Source organism: Cyanobacterium sp. Dongsha4 (assembly GCF_036345015.1).
GTDB lineage: Bacteria > Cyanobacteriota > Cyanobacteriia > Cyanobacteriales > Cyanobacteriaceae > PCC-10605.
Map to the genome: position 1 here is coordinate 1 of NZ_CP084098.1, position 18639 is coordinate 18639.

18 protein-coding genes, 2 tRNA genes and 1 pseudogene are annotated in these 18639 nt (G+C 34.1%); 11 read left to right on the forward strand and 10 right to left on the reverse strand.

From position 1 onward, the window contains the following. Positions 1 to 642, forward strand: a complete 642-nt coding sequence (locus tag Dongsha4_RS00005; protein WP_330203761.1) for a DUF3386 domain-containing protein — start codon at positions 1 to 3, stop codon at positions 640 to 642. Between the two features lie 156 nt (positions 643 to 798). Here the strand turns inward: Dongsha4_RS00005 and Dongsha4_RS00010 are convergent, their stop codons facing one another. The 3 genes from Dongsha4_RS00010 to Dongsha4_RS00020 form a co-directional block, all read right to left on the reverse strand. Beyond that, positions 799 to 2013, reverse strand: a complete 1215-nt coding sequence (locus Dongsha4_RS00010; protein WP_330203762.1) for a CCA tRNA nucleotidyltransferase — start codon at positions 2011 to 2013, stop codon at positions 799 to 801. Positions 2014 to 2189: 176 nt separating this feature from the next. Then, positions 2190 to 4658 carry a macro domain-containing protein gene (locus Dongsha4_RS00015; protein ID WP_330203763.1) on the reverse strand — a complete coding sequence of 823 codons (2469 nt, stop codon included), beginning with the start codon at positions 4656 to 4658 and terminating at the stop codon, positions 2190 to 2192. 162 nt (positions 4659 to 4820) lie between these two features. Continuing rightward, on the reverse strand, positions 4821 to 6179 hold the full coding sequence (locus Dongsha4_RS00020) for a cation:proton antiporter (protein ID WP_330203764.1): 1359 nt from the start codon (positions 6177 to 6179) through the stop codon (positions 4821 to 4823). Positions 6180 to 6334: 155 nt separating this feature from the next. Here Dongsha4_RS00020 and thyD point away from each other — a divergent pair, with 155 nt between their 5' ends. Beyond that, entirely contained in the window at positions 6335 to 7252 is a 918-nt protein-coding gene (gene thyD / locus Dongsha4_RS00025) for a thylakoid membrane protein ThyD (RefSeq protein ID WP_330203765.1), read from the forward strand. Between the two features lie 173 nt (positions 7253 to 7425). Here the strand turns inward: thyD and Dongsha4_RS00030 are convergent, their stop codons facing one another. After that, positions 7426 to 8037, reverse strand: a complete 612-nt coding sequence (locus tag Dongsha4_RS00030) for a GAF domain-containing protein (RefSeq protein ID WP_330203766.1) — start codon at positions 8035 to 8037, stop codon at positions 7426 to 7428. A gap of 168 nt (positions 8038 to 8205) precedes the next feature. Between Dongsha4_RS00030 and Dongsha4_RS00035 the strand changes: the two genes are divergently transcribed. The 3 genes from Dongsha4_RS00035 to Dongsha4_RS00045 all read left to right on the forward strand — a co-directional run bounded on the left by Dongsha4_RS00035 (position 8206) and on the right by Dongsha4_RS00045 (position 10788). Further along, complete coding sequence (locus tag Dongsha4_RS00035) at positions 8206 to 9348, forward strand: DUF389 domain-containing protein (protein WP_330203767.1); 1143 nt, start codon at positions 8206 to 8208, stop codon at positions 9346 to 9348. A 132-nt stretch (positions 9349 to 9480) separates the two neighbouring features. Further along, positions 9481 to 9708 (forward strand): ferredoxin-thioredoxin reductase variable chain, encoded by a 228-nt coding sequence (locus tag Dongsha4_RS00040; RefSeq protein ID WP_330203768.1) that lies wholly within the window; start codon positions 9481 to 9483, stop codon positions 9706 to 9708. Positions 9709 to 10035: 327 nt separating this feature from the next. Then, complete coding sequence (locus tag Dongsha4_RS00045; protein ID WP_330203769.1) at positions 10036 to 10788, forward strand: response regulator transcription factor; 753 nt, start codon at positions 10036 to 10038, stop codon at positions 10786 to 10788. A gap of 237 nt (positions 10789 to 11025) precedes the next feature. Here the strand turns inward: Dongsha4_RS00045 and Dongsha4_RS00050 are convergent, their stop codons facing one another. Further along, positions 11026 to 11292: a response regulator transcription factor gene (locus tag Dongsha4_RS00050; RefSeq protein ID WP_330203770.1), complete on the reverse strand. Its 267-nt coding sequence runs from the start codon at positions 11290 to 11292 to the stop codon at positions 11026 to 11028. Between the two features lie 277 nt (positions 11293 to 11569). Here Dongsha4_RS00050 and Dongsha4_RS00055 point away from each other — a divergent pair, with 277 nt between their 5' ends. Then, positions 11570 to 12145 (forward strand): DUF4126 domain-containing protein, encoded by a 576-nt coding sequence (locus Dongsha4_RS00055; RefSeq protein ID WP_330203771.1) that lies wholly within the window; start codon positions 11570 to 11572, stop codon positions 12143 to 12145. 200 nt (positions 12146 to 12345) lie between these two features. Here the strand turns inward: Dongsha4_RS00055 and Dongsha4_RS00060 are convergent, their stop codons facing one another. Then, positions 12346 to 13242, reverse strand: a complete 897-nt coding sequence (locus Dongsha4_RS00060; protein WP_330203772.1) for a hypothetical protein — start codon at positions 13240 to 13242, stop codon at positions 12346 to 12348. Between the two features lie 188 nt (positions 13243 to 13430). Continuing rightward, entirely contained in the window at positions 13431 to 13835 is a 405-nt protein-coding gene (locus Dongsha4_RS00065) for an NIL domain-containing protein (protein ID WP_330203773.1), read from the reverse strand. Positions 13836 to 14126: 291 nt separating this feature from the next. On the opposite strand from Dongsha4_RS00065, the pseudogene Dongsha4_RS00070 reads away from it, so the two are divergent. The 4 genes and pseudogenes from Dongsha4_RS00070 to Dongsha4_RS00085 all read left to right on the forward strand — a co-directional run. After that, positions 14127 to 14437, forward strand: a pseudogene (locus Dongsha4_RS00070) (IS1 family transposase); the annotation flags it as partial. A 438-nt stretch (positions 14438 to 14875) separates the two neighbouring features. Continuing rightward, complete coding sequence (locus Dongsha4_RS00075; protein ID WP_330203774.1) at positions 14876 to 16453, forward strand: NAD(P)H-quinone oxidoreductase subunit N; 1578 nt, start codon at positions 14876 to 14878, stop codon at positions 16451 to 16453. A gap of 198 nt (positions 16454 to 16651) precedes the next feature. Then, a tRNA-Tyr gene (locus Dongsha4_RS00080) sits at positions 16652 to 16733 on the forward strand. Positions 16734 to 16736: 3 nt separating this feature from the next. Then, positions 16737 to 16808: transfer RNA gene (locus Dongsha4_RS00085), tRNA-Thr, on the forward strand. A gap of 388 nt (positions 16809 to 17196) precedes the next feature. Here the strand turns inward: Dongsha4_RS00085 and Dongsha4_RS00090 are convergent. From Dongsha4_RS00090 to Dongsha4_RS00100, 3 genes are all read right to left on the reverse strand, one after another. Continuing rightward, positions 17197 to 17337: a hypothetical protein gene (locus Dongsha4_RS00090; RefSeq protein ID WP_330203775.1), complete on the reverse strand. Its 141-nt coding sequence runs from the start codon at positions 17335 to 17337 to the stop codon at positions 17197 to 17199. 62 nt (positions 17338 to 17399) lie between these two features. Next, complete coding sequence (locus tag Dongsha4_RS00095; protein ID WP_330203776.1) at positions 17400 to 17660, reverse strand: hypothetical protein; 261 nt, start codon at positions 17658 to 17660, stop codon at positions 17400 to 17402. Positions 17661 to 17764: 104 nt separating this feature from the next. Next, positions 17765 to 18079, reverse strand: a complete 315-nt coding sequence (locus Dongsha4_RS00100; RefSeq protein ID WP_330203777.1) for a hypothetical protein — start codon at positions 18077 to 18079, stop codon at positions 17765 to 17767. A 91-nt stretch (positions 18080 to 18170) separates the two neighbouring features. Between Dongsha4_RS00100 and Dongsha4_RS00105 the strand changes: the two genes are divergently transcribed. Beyond that, positions 18171 to 18632: a MerR family transcriptional regulator gene (locus Dongsha4_RS00105; protein WP_330203778.1), complete on the forward strand. Its 462-nt coding sequence runs from the start codon at positions 18171 to 18173 to the stop codon at positions 18630 to 18632. Positions 18633 to 18639: the final 7 nt, after the last annotated feature.

Consider the following 18639-nt stretch of genomic DNA (forward strand, 5'->3'; position numbering starts at 1 on the left):
ATGACTCAAACTTTAACAGCAGAACAACTTTTCCGCAATGCCTACGAAAATCGCTATACATGGGATGAGAATTTTCCGGGTTATACCTGTGACATTACTTATAAAACCCCTACAGCTACCTATACAGCTAAGGGTAAAATAGAATCTAATCTACAGTTTAGCGTTTCTGACATTGAAGATAGTTCTGCCCAAAAAGCAATTCAACAACAGTTATGGGAAATTACCATTCACCGAGTTAATCATAGTTTTGAAAAATCCCACGGAGAAAATACTTTCAGTTTTGGAGAAACTGATGCAGATGGTGCGGTAGAAATTCTAGTGGGTGGAGCTTCTGAAGGTAATAAATATAAAGTAAAAGATAATGTTGTCACCCTTGTTTATCGCAAAATTCGTGATATTTTCGTTACCATCAACACTTTTGAGGTTTTACACACTGACAAAGGCTATTTATCTTTAGGTTATGACTCCATTTACGCTGATGCTCAAACTGGTGAACAAAAAGGGGCTAAATCTATTTTTCATGACAAATTTGAGAAAGTTGGTGATTACTATGTTTTAACTAATCGTCAGATTATTACTGAAGAAAATGAGCAACCAACAATTACCGAATTTAGTTTTTCTAATGTTGTTTTTAATAACTGATGTTACGCAAAAATATAATTAATTAACGTCAATTAATGTCAATTAATAATTAGTTTCTTTCTAATACCCTAAGCCCCTCTCTCCCTTTCTCCCTCCTATTATATTTTTTTCTATCCCCTAATTTTTTAAGCCCCAAATACTGAACTCATATGATAATTATGTTGTAAAATTATTTTTAATAAAATCAATAGCAGTTTCTTTATTATTTATTTTCCCTTCGATATAAGCAATTTGTACTTCTGTCAATATTTTCCCAATTAAAGGGCTAGGGGCAATATTCAAGCGTTTCATAATATCATTACCTGATAATAATGGTTGAGGATGTGCGATCGCATTTTCAGGATTTAAGTATAATTCCATAAGCTGAAGAATTAAATCTTTGGATACATTATGAGCAAGGGCAAAAACAGCTAAATTTGGGAAATAATCCCCTACTGACTGGAAGAAAAAATATTGTTTTCTTTTATTGTTTCGGAAATCTATTTCTGTTAATTTATTAGTGAATTGTAAGATAGTCAAAACTGATTTTATTTCTTGACGGGAGTATTTTAAATTAATTAATTCTGTTTCAGCAATCGAAGAATTTTGGTTAGTTAAACAAGCTAACTTTGCTTCTTTATACCATGAGTAATTGTCAGGAAAATTTGAGCTATATTTACTGCTTAAAAACTGAGCAGATTCATCAATATTTACTAAGAGATTGACCATTTTTTCATCAGCAGAAGGAAAACAAATGGAAAGTAAACCATCTTTAAAGGCTTCTTTTAACCAATAACTACCTTTTTTTGTCTCAAATAAATAAGCTAATTCCTGATTAACCCTCTCCATTGCTATATTTTTTAACAATTCTTTTAAATCTTTAATAGTGGCACGGGTAAAAGATTCAATGGTAAAATCAAGTTGGGAAGCCTGTCGATAACCTCGCATTAATCTTAAAGGATCATCCGCTAAATTATCACGACTAATCATCTTTAATATTCCTTTTTTTATATCTATTTCTCCCTGAAAAGGGTCAACAATTATACCCTCTTGACAATGAAATGCGATCGCATTTATGGTATAATCTCGCCTAGCCAAATCCTGATAAATTGAATCTCCTTCTTGCCGTGCAAAATCAATAGTTGCATGGGGAAACACTACCCTCGCAATATACCTTACTGGGTCTAAAACAACAAATCCTGCTTGATATTCACGAGCGATGATTTTTGCTGTTTCTATGGGCTGATGGGGCAAAACAAAATCTAAGTCTAAATAACTCCTTGAGCGTTGTAATAATATATCCCTAACTGCACCACCAACTAAATAACAATTATCGGGTAATAAACTAACATCAAAAGGTAAATTTTGCTTTAAAAAATTATGTAATATCATTAAAAATATTTTTACGTAATTATTATATTGTAATTGAATAATTAAACTGGTTATTTTATAGTTATGTATAATCTCAATTCAAAATAAAACTTATGTTATGAGTTATAAAAAATATATCAAAGTTTAGAAGATAGTAGATAAAAAATAAAGGGAAGTTTATCTAATTTCATACTTAACTATTTAAACCCAAATTGTACCTTTAAATTAGGATCTATTTTGGCATAATTACTTAAATCTTCTCCTCTTTCAATAGCTTCTTTTAACGCTCTTTTATCAGCGCTGTAGCTTATTTTTTCAAGACGATATTCTTCTGGTAATTCTTCTGTTTTTACTGTTATATCTATTTTAGGATATTCTCTAAATAATAATCTTCTTTCTTCCCCTTCTTCTTTTTTATTTAATGAACCTTCTTGATATAAATTAACTAATGTTTTTTGTAGTAATTCTTGTCCTTTTTCTAATTGTTGAACCTGATTTTTGAGCATTTCATTAACTTTTTTTTGTCTAGCTTTAACAGATGCGATCGCAATTTCATATTGATCATTAATCCACGCAAAACCATCTATATCTAAACCTAATTTTCTTAGTAAACTAATAATTTCATCTTCATCTTCAAGGTTAACTAAATCTTGCCAAATAGTCGCTGCTTTTTCATGATAATTTTGATGTAGAGAAGTAACAATTTCTTCATTAATAACGACAGACTTTTGAGAATTAATTTGTTGAGTAATATTTTCCAATGGTAATTGATAATCATAACTATTATCTTCTTGTTTCTCTTTCCATCGATTATTAATCCATTCAGTTTCAAAACGATTCAAAGAATCTTGATAAAGATGCAAAATTTCTACCGCCGAAGACATACTTCTTTTTTGATAAATTTTGACTAAATCTGATAATAAACTCTGACGGTGATTAATTTCTTTTTTTAGCTCAATATATTGTTTAAAACTTAGGTAAAATCGATATAGTTTTTCATCAGTAATATTTTTATTTTGATTATAATTTTGTAAAATAATTTTAACAGAATTTAATTTAGTATTTCCTTCTAAATATTTAACTATTTCTTGGGCAAATATCAAACCAATTTCATCGACTTCAACAGCAGAATTAACAGGAGAAAGAAAAGGAAAAGCAATAGAATTTCTACCGCTACTATCAGATAAAGTTAAACAGCGACTAATAACTGTGCTAATTAGATTTTTATCCGTTAAACTATGATTATGATAATCATAAATAACTGCATGAAAAATTTTATCCGCTCTTAATTGACCTCCATTAGTGATCAAAATTTGCCCTAAGTTTTTGACTTGTTCCTGTTTTAATTCCCGATCAATATTTTTTCCCCCTACCTCTGAAATAATCCTATTAATATCCTCCGCAAAAGATAAATCTTTATCGATATAATTAACTATTACTTCTGTATTTGTTTCCGTCAAAGATTCATATTCAATTATCAATTGAGTTTTATTAATCAGAGTTTCTAAAACTAAATGTTGGAAATTTTCAGGAGGTTTAATTGTTTTAATACTGATTGGAGCAAAATCAAGGCCTTGCAAATTCTGCCAAGTCAAGGGTAAACTAGCGGGATTTTGACAAATAATCGGCAACCAAGTAGCACAGGGATATTCTTTTTCAAGTTCTTGGAGTCTTTCCCTAGCTTGTCTCACTGCCAGATAAAGAGTTTGATTTTGAGCAAAATTAGCCAGAAATTCTTTGATGAAAACATGGGCAACTTTATCAGGTATCATTTCTCCCATAACAATGGTTTGAGGAAGATGTAAAGCGGCTAAATCTTTGGCTAACCCTAACCCATCACAAGAGTTAAAAATTGCCAGTCTTAATCCTTTTTGAATAGACTTCATTATCGCTTTATTAAATTCTTCAATAGTAATAATATCTTCTTGATTTAGATATAATTGCCCTTGTTGAGTTAGTGGATTTTTTCCACTATGTCCTGCAAAAAAAAATAAGTCCCATTCTTCTTCATAAAGATGAGCAAATAATTCTTTTCTACAAGTATTAATTAAAGTTTTAATTTCTGCTTTTTCTAAGTTATTTAATGTCTCTAAATCTGGCTTTAAATTAATTCCTTCATCATTACCTAACACCGCTAATATTCTTATATTTTGTCTCTGTTTTTGAGGAGTATTTAAACTTTTATATTCAATAGGAGCGATCGCAATTTCAGCTTGAGGATATTTAGATAAAAAAGGTTCAAAAAATAAATGCCAAGGAAGAAAAATCAACTCAGAAATTTCTGTTTGAATTAAAAGACGCACAGATTCATCTCTATTTAATTCTGACAATAAATTTTCTCGAACACGAGCAAAATCAGGAAAAGACGAATTATACCAATTACTTAAAGTTTCTTTTAACTGGGAAGCTGACTGACGGCAACTATTACTAATATGAGTTATTTGTTGAGGAGAAGACCCTAATCTCACTTTTTGATTTAAACTGCGATAACTTTCTTGCCATTGTTGATAATGTTGACGAATCGGTTGACAAGGGGGAAGTTTCCCTGTAAAAGTAGCAAAAGGATGAGCGATGCGATCGCAACTATCTTCACAAATTTGCAAAGTTAAATAAAAACCTGTCTGAAAACTACCTGCTTGAATAGTAAAGAGAATGAGCTTACCCATAATTTAATTAAGACTTAGTAATTAGTAATCAGCAATTAAAACAAGGCAAAGTTAAAGGGGCAAGGGGCAAAGGTGAAGAATTAAGAATAAAAAACTCCTAATCGTGAACTGGTTTCTCCCTAATACCCCAATACCCCAATACCCCAATCCTCCAAACCTAGATTAATTGACTTTGCTTTCCGTTTCCGTTGTCGGTACTGGCTCTTTAAATACTAACTTAAGTAAAGGGGGTGCAACAAAAGTTGTAACAATAACCATCACGATGATTGCCGCATCTGTTGCAGGAGAAAGTGCCCCACTAGCCGCCCCCACACCGGCAAATACCAAACCAACCTCACCTCTAGGAATCATACCCACACCTACTGCTAACTTATTAACTTCAGGTTGTCCCCAAATAGTGAAACCTGCCACAACTTTACCGATAATTGCCACCACTATTAAGAAAGATGCAATTATTAATCCTTCTCTATTACTAGGCACAGCAGGATTTAAGACACTTAAATCAGTTTTTGCCCCGACACACACAAAGAAAATAGGGACAAACATATCAGCCACAGGAATAATTTGTTCTTCCAATTCTTTTCTTTTCTCCGTCTCTGCCAAAATTAGACCCGCCGCAAATGCTCCTAAAATCGCCTCTAATTGAATGACATTAGCAATATATGCCAGAGTAAAAGCAAAAATCAAACCTGTAATCAGAATATCTCCTCTCGTCTTCATCTGGTTCACCAAACCCACTAACCAAGGACTGATTAAACGTCCAATGAGGATTGCACCGATTAAAAATGCACCAGCACTAATAATGAGATAAACAATTTGACTAATTTGGATTTCTCCCGTTTTAGCTAAACTTGCAACCACTGCCAAAACAATAATACCTAAAATATCATCTAAAACCGCCGCCCCGATGATAATTTGACCTTCTTTTGAGCTTAACTGCCCTAACTCAGCTAATACCTTCGCCGTAATACCGATACTGGTAGCAGTCAATGCCGCCCCTGCAAAAATAGAAGGGATTAAGGGTAAGTAGAAAAAATAGTCTAAACCAAAAGTACCCAAGGCAAAAGGAACAACAACCCCAGCCACAGCCACAACAGACGCAGAAGGACCTACTCTAATTAATTCTTTTAGGTCAGATTCTAAACCAATTTCAAATAAGAGAATAATCACCCCTAACTCAGAAAAAACAGAAATAACCTCACTTACGCTGTCAAAAACTTTTTCTGCTGATGAGGGTTCTAAATTAGCTGTAGTTTCCAAAAATTGAATAATTAAAGACTCATCTCCTGACAATCCACCTTCAGGAAAAATAACTAACTTAAGGGCAGATACCCCGATCACAACCCCACCAACTAACTCCCCTAAAACCGCAGGAAGACCAATTCTTGAACATAACTCTCCCCCGACTTTACTTGCAAAGTAAATTACGATTAATGTTAATAATACCCCAGCCAGAATAAGGGCAGGACTGGCTGTTTCTGTTGATGTTGCTGTTGCGAAAACAGGATAAAACCAAGCCATATATTTTTTGATTCTATTGTTAAAGTTTACTTTCTTTTTTTGATTGTTTACACTTTAACCTATCATGACCTCTGTTCGAGCTAAAATTATGGGTCAAAAAAGGGGATGGTGTATAGTGAGGAATTAAATTAAATACTTTATAGGAGCTATTATTTATGAAAATCGCAATTACAGGAGCTACGGGTTTTATTGGTGAACAATTAGTCAATAAATTAGCCATTAAACATCAAATTGTCATCTTCACCCGTAATATTGAAAAAGCAAAATCAGCTTTTAAAGCTAGTCTTTTGTCTAACCTAGAGTTTGTATCCTACACTCCCAAACAAGCAGGAGAATGGCAAAAAAAAATAGATGGTTGCGATGCAGTAGTTAATTTAGCAGGAGCTCCCATTGCCGAGAGATGGACTACAGATTATAAGCGAGAGATACTAGAGAGTAGGCAATTAGGTACAAGGATGATTGTAGAGGCAATTTCTCAAGGGGAAAATAAACCAAAAGTTTTAATTAATGCTTCTGCCATTGGTTACTATGGCACCAGTGAAACGGAAACTTATACAGAAATTAGCCCTGCAGGAAATGATTTTTTAGCGGAAGTTTGTCAAAGTTGGGAAAATGAAGCTCAGAAAGTGACATCAGAGGGGGTAAGATTAGCTATTTTTCGTTTAGGCATTGTTTTGGGTAATGGGGGGGCATTAGCAAAGATGATTCCACCTTTTAAAATTTTTGCTGGAGGTCCTATTGGTAGCGGTAAGCAATGGTTTTCTTGGGTGCATATCGATGATGTGGTAAATATGATTGAAAATGCTTTAACGTCTGACAACATTGAGGGAATATTTAATGCTACTGCCCCTTATCCTGTAACCATGAATCAATTATGTGAAACCCTAGGAAATGTTTTAAAACGTCCTTCTTGGTTGCCTGTGCCGAGTATTGCCCTAGAGCTATTGTTAGGAGATGGAGCAAAAGTGGTATTGGAAGGACAAAAGGTTTTACCGCAAAAAACCCAAGAAGTTATGAATTATGATTTTCAGTATTCTAATTTAAAATCTGCCCTAGAAGATATTGTCAGATGATGGAGAATAAAAGTTCGGAGTTATGAAAGAGATGTCAGGTATCAGGTGTTAAGGGATTGGGGGATTAGGGAAGACAAGTTAGGAGTTAAGAGTTATTAATTATCAACTATTTACCTTTGCCCTTGCCCCTTGTCTCTTGCCTTTTACCCTTTACTTCTTAATTACTAATAGCTCTAATGGCTTTCGAGATAAATTCTGGCATGGTCAAGTGCGATCGCGATCGAAGGAGAAAACATACTCATAAAATCTTCCATATCTTCGTTGAAATGCCTTGGTTTGGGATGAGTTAACGTTAGAATACCTAAAACGAGACTACCCCTTAAAAAAGGAATGCAAAGGGCAGAACCAACTTCATAGGGTTGATTTTCAAAATTTAACCATCGCTCATCCTGTTGAGTGTCCTTGACTAAAGCCATACGACGATAACGATAAACCCAACCTGCTAAACCTCGATCTAAAATAGTACCAATCAGGTGAGTTTTTTCTTCTTGGATTGTCGGACCTCTGGCTAAAATGCTTTCTGTAATTACCCCTGTCGGATTGAGAATAAATAAACTGGCATCCTGTGCTTTTAATAAATCTCTAGTTACTTCAGATATTTCTAGTAAAATAGAGCGTAGCATCAATTTCCCACTCGCTACATTACTCATCATCAGAATAGAGCGAAATAACTCTTTTTGAGCCTCCATCGCTCTTTTATACTTACTCAAATCAACTACCAATTTTTTCAGAGAGGCAACCTCTAAGGCTAGGGCTTCAGAAGAATGTTGACGGGGGGAATTCATGATTGTTTTTTTTTCAGACGAGATTCTGTCAAGCTAAATTATAGAACAATCTACAATTTGAGGGCAGAGTTATTTTTTTACAATTTATCTCGAATTATCTCAGAAATACATAAACAACAAAGATAATTATTTAATTAGGTCTCCTTTTGATTTTCAGGTACAAATGTAATGAATAAAATCATTCAACAAATTTATAGTCAATGGTTTAACAAAAAGAAGATTAAGGCGATTTTTCGTTGGCTAAGAATGTTTGCTTATCGTTCAATGCCTCCTTCTCATCCTGAAGAAATCAAAACTCTTCATTTACAGTTATCTCAAGATTCTGCTTGGAGCAAAGATTTTATTTTATGTACTATTGCTTCTTGTTTAATCGCTACTTTTGGATTAATTAGTAACAGTAGCGCTGTTATTATTGGAGCAATGATTGTAGCACCATTAATGTTACCTTTAAGAGGACTTGCTTTTTCAGCTTGTGAGGGGGAATTATTATTATTTCGCAGGGCTTTTTTCTCCATTGTGGGAGCTACTTTATTAGCGTTGTTTCTTTCTAGTTTTATTGCTAAATTGGTGGGACTTCCCGATGTAGGCTCAGAAATTGCGGCTAGAACTCAACCGAATTTAATTGATTTGGGTATTGCTATTACCGCAGGGGCTATAAGTGGCTTTGGCAAAGTCAGAAAAGGTATTAGTGATACTTTGGCGGGAACTGCGATCGCAGTTGCTCTGATGCCTCCTTTATGTGTAGTGGGTATTTCCTTAACTATGGATAATTATACTCATGCGATCGGAGCTTTTTTATTATATGCAACTAACCTACTTGGTATCACTCTTGCTTGTATGATCGTGTTTATCATCTCAGGTTATACTAAGCCTAGCCAAGCAGTGGGATGGACTTCTCTGTTAACCTTATTATTAATTATTCCCCTCAGTGCCAGTTTTTATCGCCTAATACAACAACAACGTATTGAAAGAGAAATTAGAACAAAACTTATCAACGAAACTATTACTGTTGGTACAGAAGTAGAAGATACTCAAATTCAGGTTGTGTGGACAACTCAAACACCTACTATTTATGTAACCTTGGAAACTGACAAAGAAGTAACACCTAATCAAGTACGCTTAGTACAAGATTTTCTCAATCAACGTTTGCAAAGAGAATTTGAATTAGTCTTTTATGTAGTTCCTCTCCATCGTGTTACCACAGAAATTCCCACAGATAACTCTCAACAATCAGACACAACAAAACCATCTAAAGATAATATTCGTTGGCAAATAGACAAAAACAACTATCTAAAACCTTACTCCCCATAAAATCTTAATCCAAAGTAAGCAAAATTTAAACTAACTTAACGGTAACTTTGCACCAACTGACCAACTATGCAAGAATAAAAGACTGTATGTCCGTATTTTTAAATTTATTTCACCTAAAAATTAATCTTAACTATGAAAATAGGCGATCGCGTTAAAGTTAAAGAATCTGTGATAGTTTATCATCATCCTGAGCATAAAAAAGAACCTTTTGACATCAAAGGAATGGAAGGAGAATTGATTAGAATTGTAACTGAATGGCAAGGAAGACCTGTTAGCGCTAATTTTCCTTATCTGGTTCAATTTAGCAAAAAATTTAAAGCTCACCTAAAAGAAGAAGAAATTACCATTGTAGAATCATAAACAATAGACCTCTGGCAAAATCAGAATGAAGATAAAATTAGTGCAATTGAAAACTGCATTGGTTATTTGAGCTATGATTTTTTGTTGTAAGTCGAAAGCAAAAGGCAAAAGTAAACCGTATTTAGACTTTAGGTTTATATTTTTACCTAGTTTTGTCTCTGTTTCATATCTCTAGTCAGTAAAGTTTTAAAACCAATTTTATCACTGCTCCCTGTTGATTAAATTATGTAAGAAGTCCAATATATCATCCCTAGTAAAAAAAAATATAACCAAAACTCAATATTTTTGATATATATGTTACTAGGGAACAAAAAATAAAAAAATTTTATGTTGTGTCTGGATTTACCACCAATTGGCGCTAATGAAAAAGTATCAATCAACTATAACATCCTTGTAGTTGAAGATGAGCAGTTGATTCGTAATATGATTGCCTTAAATCTTGCAGATGAGGGTTACAATGTAATTCAAGCAGAAAATGGCAGAGAAGCATTAAATGTTCTTGAGCGTATTGGAGAAGAAAACTCGAAAGAAAAAATAGACCTAATTATTCTCGACTTAATGTTACCAGAAGTAAACGGCTTAGATATTTGTCGTTTACTACGTTATAGAGGAAATAATATTCCTATCCTTATTTTAAGTGCCAAAGCCGCCGAAACAGACAGAGTCTTAGGCTTAGAAATAGGTGCAGACGACTATGTAACTAAACCTTTCAGCATGAAAGAACTTATTGCTCGTTGTCGTGCCTTACTACGAAGAAATAACATCAACAATAATATCTCCAGTGCTATTCGTCAATTTAAAGATATAACCTTATACACCACAGAGTGTAGAGTGACTGTCAGGGGAGAAGAAGTAAGTCTTTCACCCAAAGAATTTCGTCTTTTAGAACTATTTATGACTTATCCTAAAAGAGTCTGGGACAGAGAACAACTCATCGAAAATATCTGGGGTGCTGATTTTCTGGGAGATACAAAAACGGTTGATGTCCATATCCGTTGGCTAAGAGAAAAATTAGAACTTGATCCTAGCAATCCTGAGTACATAGTAACGGTAAGAGGATTTGGCTATCGTTTCGGATAATTGGTTCAGATAAAAATTGAACACTAATAAACAGGGGGATGAGGTAAAACCTTTTTTCCCCAGAGTTTTTTCTTCATAAACATCTTCAAAATCAAACACTTTTATAGTTATTTTTGTTTCAATCAAGTTTGATACAGGTTAAAAAATTTTGTAGGATTGGTATCGCCTACTATTTGTGTTTTTGAGATGAATATTATTATTCTTAAACTGTTTCATTCTTATTTGAAACGACTATCTTTAATCTTTTGACACAGATGGAAGACTACAACAATTCACTTCATCCAAGCAGATTTTTCCCCACTGCAAAGCCCAACGCACTAACTCTACACGATTATCAGTTTTGGTTTTAGAAAGAATATTACTAATATGATTATCAACAGTTCTTTTACTAATCTCTAGTTTATCGGCAATATCATGATTAGTTAGTCCTGTTGCCACTAATTCAAGGATTTCTAATTCCCTTTCTGATAGAATTGGAAATTCTGACGTGTTGCCAGTAGTCATAAGTATTTTTAATCCAGTATTTTTGCTTATTATTTTTATTATTCTATCTCAAATCACGACAAACTCTAAAATTCTCCATGAAAGAGTATCATAAGAAAAGGGCTAAAGCAATAATTTTTTTCTTAGGTAAAAATTCATCAAACAAAGTCTTAATAAGTTAAGAAATTCGGGAATTAAAGAGACTCTTATATATAAGGTTTACACTTAGTTCTTTAGTTTTTGTGTATTATGATGAAATATCAGTATCAGTTATTCAATTTTTAGATAATATCTTTTCGTGCATTTTGATAACCTTTCTCTTGTTCAAATATTAGCTATTTTGTCTGCATCGGCGGCAGGGGGATTAAGAATCGGTTTACCCCTACTAATTATAGGTTTAATTAGAATAGACCAACTTTGGGATAATATACCTTTTCTTTCGTCATTTCCTCCGCAAGTTATCATTGGCGTTTTAAGCAGTTGGTCATTATTTGAACTATTGGGCAGTAAAAAATTAATAGGGTTAAGAATAATACAAATTATTCAGTTGATTTTTAGTCCTTTTGTGGGGGGAATAATGGCGGTAGGGGTTGCCCGTTTATTAGAGGTACAAATAACTCCTTTATGGTTGTTAGGATTGATAGGAGGCTTATTCGCATTAGTCTTAAAATTAGTTCAAGTTGGCTGGTTTTTCCGTTTGGGAAAAATACCAATAATGTTTATTTTTATTGAAGATTTTTTATCTGCTATTTTAGTTGTGTTTGCCTTGGATGCACCTAAAAATGGAGGTTTAATTGCTATGTTATTACTTTGGATTGCAATACGTAGCTCTACAGAATGGAAATATAGAAAGGAAACTATTAGTAAAAAATGAGTTTCTATTAGGCAAATTTAAAAGGGCAATGGGCAAAGGTAAATAGTTGATAATTAAGAATTAAGAATTAAAAACCCCGTTCACGATCAAAGGGAGTGTAAGAGCCGAAGACGAACTCTCCTAACTCGTTTCTCCCTAATCCCCCAACAACAACCTGACACCTACCCTTACCCGATATTCTTAAATCTAACAGAGGTTACTTATTGCTCATTAGTTAATTTTAAATAACCTCTTTCTTGAAGGAATGCTTTTAAAGCGGTGGGGAAATCCGGATGTTGTCCGACTTCTTCAAATTCTGCATTATAAATAGTTAAGCCAGTAGTATCATTGCGATCGAAGTTTTCTAACATAAATTGCCAACCTTCTTCATACTCATCTAGTAAAATTTTTTGAGCCACATATCCAGCTAAAACCCCATTTACTTCATAATCATTTGCTATTCCTTCTTTTAGGGCTGTTAGCATATCATCGGCGGTTTCTTGTAAATAATTGGGATAATTACGGGTGTTTTCGATTAGCTCTCCTTTTTTAACATCATAAATTAAACTAGGAGGATAAGACCCTGCATAAGAACTAAAAGCATAAAGAAAACTATTATCATTAGTCACAAATTGCAAAGAATTATCCTCTTTTAAATCTTTAAAAATTCCTCCACCAGAGTTTAAATTTTCGATACTGGTTTCAACAAATTTCCCATCCAACCATGTATAAATATAAAAACTGGTACAACAATGAGCCCCACCACTGTAGGTTTGAATAACAATGTAAGGGTAGGGATTATCTTTTTCTGAGGGTTGAAAATAAACTTGAGAAAAAAAAGTCTCTTTAGATGCTTTGAATTTTTCTTTTCCCTGATAAAAAAGTCTATATTTTAAATTATCGTCATTATTTTCAAAATTATAGGGCTGGAAATCAATTTCAATGGATAAGTCTCCTTCTGTTAGCCTTTTGCCTTGAAATGCCGGTGTTTCATTGGTTAACTCTAATTGATTCTTAATCTGTGTTTCGGCTAATAGTTTATTTGGTAAAAAAGAGGAAATTAAAGAGAATGAAATAAGAAAATACGCTCCAGTGCTAAAAATAGTGGAATATTTCATAGGTTTTTGATTAAAAATTCAAGGGAAAATTAAATATTTTTTGAGGACTTATGTTGAAACAAAATATGATAAAGAATATCTCCTAAAAACTAGAGATTAGGGTGAATACCTGAATTTATAAGCACTTTTACTGATTCGGTGACTTCTAACTTCATCACTCATACTTTTTCTATAACCCCAAGTAAGTGTTACATATTGCTTGTAATGGCTTGTACAGGGCAAGTGGGAATACATTGTTCACAAACAATACAAGTTTGTTGCCTAAATTGTAATTGATAACTACTAGGATTAATGGTTAAAGATTCTGTGGGACATACTCCTGTACATAAACCGCAGTGAACACAAATTTCCTCATCAATAATAATTTCTCCTGTTGTTAGGGATACCCCTATGTTATTGCTTTTCATCCAATCGATCGCAGCTTCTAATTGATCAATATCTCCCGATAACTCTAAAACTAATTTCCCTACTTGATTAGGGGCAACAGCCGCTCGAATTATATTTGCGGCAATGTTAAATTCTTTTGCTAGTCGATAAGTGACGGGCATTTGCACGACTGTACGGGGAAAACTAAGGGTTACTCTTTTCTTCATTTCTACTTATAAAAATCCATCTATATCAATAATAGACCTCGTGCAAAATAAAAACTAGAATTAAGTTGACCTGAGTTTGAGATAAAATTGTCGATTTTTGTTAAATCATTAATGCTAGAGAAATATGATACCTGAAATTTTGCTAAATCACATATTACTGCTGAATAACTGAGGTTCATGAAGACATAATCATAACTGGGGTTACAATATATTAAAGTTGCGCCTATTGTGGATGAGATTATCAAAGTAATGAAAAAAATTATTATTGTCGGTAGTGGTATTGTAGGAAGTGCGATCGCAAAGCTCCTCAATGTTTCTGCTCAGACTATTCTAAATTGGATTAGAGCTTTGGCACTAGAAAATTATGAAAAGCCTGAACCCTGCGAAGCGGTCGTTGTGGGACTAGATGAACTTTGGCATTTTATAGAGTCAAAAAAAACAAGTTATGGATCTGGAAAGCTTATGACCGCAATACTAACAGACTTATCGACTGGGAATTGGGAAACCGTGATAGTGAAACCCTCAAAAAACTTTTAATTAGATTACTAAAATGGGATGTAACAGTCTACTGTATTGATAATTGGAAACCATACCAAGAGTTATTCCTTTGGTTCTGTCATTGATGCTTTTACTGGTGGCGGTGTATTGCCTCCTAGCTAGATTGTAAGGTATCTATAAGTTTTTATTCTTTAGGTGAAGGTGTTTTTTTATAAGACTTTTGCTTAAACTACCCTAAATTACGGATAAGTTAAATAAAATCATAACAAATAATTAGTTTTATTTATATAAACTATTACCTCTCAAGCAGAACAGTGTAAGATTTCTCCCTGTTTTCCTTGGAGGGCTTTTTTCTGTCAACATGGGAAAAAAACAATTTACAGTGTTTTGGGAAAAAGACTATTACGCAACTTGTAAAGGAATAAAAATGCGTGAAAACATTTAACTACATCGACAAAAACTGTCTTTCCATAACCTCTAGTTATTAATGTTTCTAATTTTCAGGTAATATTTACTAATGATAGTTTTAAATAAGAATAACTATGGATTTTTCCAGTCAAATAGCTAGTCAACTAAATGCGGTCACAATTCTGCCAGAAGGAATTGTTACTGTAACTTTATTATTAGTCTTAATTGGTGATTTAATTTTTGGACGTAAATCAGCTAACACTTTAGCATACTTCTCCGTAATTGGTTTATTTAGTGCTGTTGTTGCCTTATTTTACGGTTGGAATAACACAGAAATAACCTCTTTTTTAGGTGCTTTCACCGCCGACAATTTGAGTATTGTTTTTCGTGCCATTGTAGCCCTTTCAACGGCGATAACTATATTAATGTCTATTGCCTATATTGAAAACACAGGAACATCTCTCGCTGAATTTATCGGTATTATGCTTACTGCTACTTTAGGGGGAATGCTTTTATGTGGGGCATCTGAATTAGTAATGGTGTTTGTATCCTTAGAAATGCTTAGTATTTCTTCTTATTTAATGACAGGATACATGAAACGAGATCCCCGTTCTAATGAAGCCGCTTTGAAATATTTGCTAATTGGTGCGGCAAGTTCTGCTATTTTCCTTTATGGTTCATCCTTGCTCTATGGTTTGTCTGGGGGATTGACCAACATTAACGAAATCGGTGCCGTATTACAAGCAGGAGAAGGTTTAGAATCTCTTGGTTTAGCCATCGCCTTAGTATTTATGATTGCAGGGATTGCGTTTAAAATTTCTGCTGTGCCTTTCCACCAGTGGACTCCCGATGTTTATGAAGGCTCTCCTACTCCAGTAGTTGCATTTTTATCTGTGGGTTCAAAAGCGGCAGGATTTGCGATCGCAATTCGTTTATTAGTCACAGTATTTGAACCAGTAGCTCAACAATGGCATTTCATTTTTACCGCTTTAGCCATTTTAAGTATGGTGTTAGGCAACGTAGTGGCATTAGCTCAAACTAGCATGAAACGTATGTTAGCGTACTCTTCCATCGGACAAGCAGGATTTGTCATGATTGGTTTAGTTGCTAGTACAACAGCAGGTTACTCAAGTATAATCTTTTACTTGTTTATTTATCTATTCATGAACCTCGGTGCTTTTGCCTGTGTGATTTTATTCTCTTTAAGAACGGGAACAGATAAAATTAGTGACTATGCAGGACTATATCAAAAAGACCCCTTACTAACTTTAGGATTAAGTCTTTGTTTACTATCCCTAGGCGGAATACCCCCCTTAGCAGGATTTTTCGGCAAAATCTACATTTTTTGGGCAGGTTGGCAAGCAGGACTTTATAGCCTTGTTTTAGTAGCCCTCGTTACCAGTGTTATCTCCATCTACTACTACATTAGAGTAGTCAAAATGATGGTTGTTAAAGAACCTCATGAAATGTCCGAAGTAGTGAAAAACTATCCTTCCGTGCGTTGGAATATGAGTGGAATGCGTCCTATTCAAATTAGTTTAATCATTTTAACCATTGCCACATCCCTTATCGGAATATTATCTAACCCCGTAGTTAACGTTGCTAATCAATCTGTAACTAGCAGTCGTGTTTTAGAAGCATCTTTAACTCAAGCTAGTGCTAATATTGATAGTACGATGGATGACCAAACAAAAAACATCGCTCTGCGTTAAAAAAATTGAGGGAATAGCCCATAAAATATTAGATTAGGAAATTTATAAATGTTATGCAAAAATTTCCTAACTTAATAATGCTATTCCCTTTAACTATTGCTTTCGGAACATACCTTATTAATTGTCTCACCAATTTTTTTTATATTTGTTGGCATTTTTTTTTATATTCAGTTATAATTATTAAATGTGAAAACAAAAGGGTCGATGCCCGAGTGGTTAATGGGGGCGGACTGTAAATCCGCTGGCTATGCCTACGCTGGTTCAAATCCAGCTCGGCCCAGTTGCCTTTGTAGCTCAGTGGTAGAGCACACCCTTGGTAAGGGTGAGGTCACGAGTTCAATCCTCGTCAAAGGCTCTTTACTAAACGGTTATAATTGCTTGTCGATATATTTGTTTACTATCGAATAACATTTTATCTGTTATCGTTAACAAATTGTTGTCATCTTAACGAATTAACTGTCGTCTTAACAAATTGCTGTCGCTGAATAATCGTTAACAAATTAAATGTCATTTTATGATTGAACTCGTGACCTCTTTCAATCCACATATATATCTATTATAATTATAGCCATTTTTGTATTTTGCTGTTTTATGATGATCCTTTCGATCGCACCGAGAAGTAAACTCATCTGCAACCTGTATCACTTGCGTGGTTTACTTCTAGCCTGATTGTACTTTCGATCGCACTGGGAAGTAAACTCATCTGCAACTGCCATCGAGTTCACTGGTTGCTTTGACTCTATTCAACCCATGATAATATTAGGATTACCCTGATATTTAACTCTACTAGGACGAGGAAAAGACTGATGTAAATTTTTCTGACTGGTCTTTTTCCGTTTAAGGCACTGCTTCTGATTATCATTTAGAGAAGGTTTCTTCTCCATACTTTCGATAATCTTAGATACTTGAGTTAGTTTCTCCTGTCAAACCTCCTGTGTACCCTCATTCATCGGTTAGTAAACGGGTTACTCTCAGTGAGAAGATATTTCTGCAATAACTTGGCTTCATTTTCATCTTTAGGTACATTTTGAGACGCAGTGATAAGAGTATTTAACCATTGTTGATCACTTAAATTTCTACCTTTAGGTAATCTGGCTTCAATCTGCTTTTCCAGTCTCTCTATTTCTATCTCCGTCTTGCGGTAAAGTTTGTCAAATTTATCCCTTTGTTCAGGTTGAGTAGGTATCTTTTGATTATGCTTAATCAAATAAGTGATAGCCGTTTTTTCTAAAATATCACTACTGTCACGATGCCTTTGAAATAAATACTTATGCTTTTCTTCTGTCTTTTTATTAGATATTTGGTTGAGAATTATCTGAGCTTGAGCTTATGTTGTGACGCTAACCAAGAAGCAAAGATATAATTAACTAGGTTAATGGCTGAACCATAAAAATTACTTGGTAAGCCTGTGAAGGGGGGAACTTTTTTCAGAGTAGCACATAAATCTTTAACAATATCCGAAGGCATTTTTCCTTTATCCTGCCATTGAGACAAATCAGGATGCTCCCCCACTTGTCTTATCAATTCCGTCATCAGTGGGGTATATTGTTCCGCCATATATTGCCAGAGCCTTTGGCGGGTTTGTTCCGGGGCGATTAACTGGCAACAGATAGTTTTAATTGTCATAACTTTAAAATAACATATTGTTTTTATAAATAGCAAGATAATGGTAAACTTAATTGATAAATTATTGTTTTCGAGTAGTACAATATAGATTATGGATAAACAGTTTTTTACAAGCAAAGAAGCGGCAACCATTGCAGGATTAACTTATCGTCAGGTGGAATACTGGCGTAAGAAGGAGATTATTGTGCCAACGGTTAATACTGAAGGTAGTGGTCACAATGTCTATTATTCTCTGTCTGAGCTTTGGCAGTTAGCCTTAATGGGCTATCTGTTAGATATGGGCTTGGATTTTAAGGTTTGTTCTCAAATATTGGGTGAATTTAAGGAACGCCATGAAGAACTAATGAAACATCCTCTTGATTTCCCCCACCTTAAGTACACTTTATGTCCCCATCCAGAAAAGGGCTTGACTCTTACCCATCTTTCTGCCATTGAAATAACCAAGGCTTTAATGAGGGGTGAGAGTATTCTGATGTTGTGGACGGAGAATGTTAATCAAAGGCTTATTGAAGGTTTATCCCTCGTTTTAACTCCAAAAAAAAACCTTTGTTGACAAGGAA

Excerpts from the sequence above, each read along its gene's own strand:
- Dongsha4_RS00005 (WP_330203761.1), top strand. The coding sequence starts at position 1 with ATGACTCAAACTTTAACAGCAGAACAACTTTTCCGCAATGCCTACGAA.
- Dongsha4_RS00010 (WP_330203762.1), bottom strand. The coding sequence starts at position 2,013 with ATGATATTACATAATTTTTTAAAGCAAAATTTACCTTTTGATGTTAGT.
- Dongsha4_RS00015 (WP_330203763.1), bottom strand. The coding sequence starts at position 4,658 with ATGGGTAAGCTCATTCTCTTTACTATTCAAGCAGGTAGTTTTCAGACA.
- Dongsha4_RS00020 (WP_330203764.1), bottom strand. The coding sequence starts at position 6,179 with ATGGCTTGGTTTTATCCTGTTTTCGCAACAGCAACATCAACAGAAACA.
- thyD (WP_330203765.1), top strand. The coding sequence starts at position 6,335 with ATGAAAATCGCAATTACAGGAGCTACGGGTTTTATTGGTGAACAATTA.
- Dongsha4_RS00030 (WP_330203766.1), bottom strand. The coding sequence starts at position 8,037 with ATGAATTCCCCCCGTCAACATTCTTCTGAAGCCCTAGCCTTAGAGGTT.
- Dongsha4_RS00035 (WP_330203767.1), top strand. The coding sequence starts at position 8,206 with ATGAATAAAATCATTCAACAAATTTATAGTCAATGGTTTAACAAAAAG.
- Dongsha4_RS00040 (WP_330203768.1), top strand. The coding sequence starts at position 9,481 with ATGAAAATAGGCGATCGCGTTAAAGTTAAAGAATCTGTGATAGTTTAT.
- Dongsha4_RS00045 (WP_330203769.1), top strand. The coding sequence starts at position 10,036 with ATGTTGTGTCTGGATTTACCACCAATTGGCGCTAATGAAAAAGTATCA.
- Dongsha4_RS00050 (WP_330203770.1), bottom strand. The coding sequence starts at position 11,292 with ATGACTACTGGCAACACGTCAGAATTTCCAATTCTATCAGAAAGGGAA.
- Dongsha4_RS00060 (WP_330203772.1), bottom strand. The coding sequence starts at position 13,242 with ATGAAATATTCCACTATTTTTAGCACTGGAGCGTATTTTCTTATTTCA.
- Dongsha4_RS00065 (WP_330203773.1), bottom strand. The coding sequence starts at position 13,835 with ATGAAGAAAAGAGTAACCCTTAGTTTTCCCCGTACAGTCGTGCAAATG.
- Dongsha4_RS00075 (WP_330203774.1), top strand. The coding sequence starts at position 14,876 with ATGGATTTTTCCAGTCAAATAGCTAGTCAACTAAATGCGGTCACAATT.
- Dongsha4_RS00090 (WP_330203775.1), bottom strand. The coding sequence starts at position 17,337 with ATGGAGAAGAAACCTTCTCTAAATGATAATCAGAAGCAGTGCCTTAAA.
- Dongsha4_RS00100 (WP_330203777.1), bottom strand. The coding sequence starts at position 18,079 with ATGACAATTAAAACTATCTGTTGCCAGTTAATCGCCCCGGAACAAACC.
- Dongsha4_RS00105 (WP_330203778.1), top strand. The coding sequence starts at position 18,171 with ATGGATAAACAGTTTTTTACAAGCAAAGAAGCGGCAACCATTGCAGGA.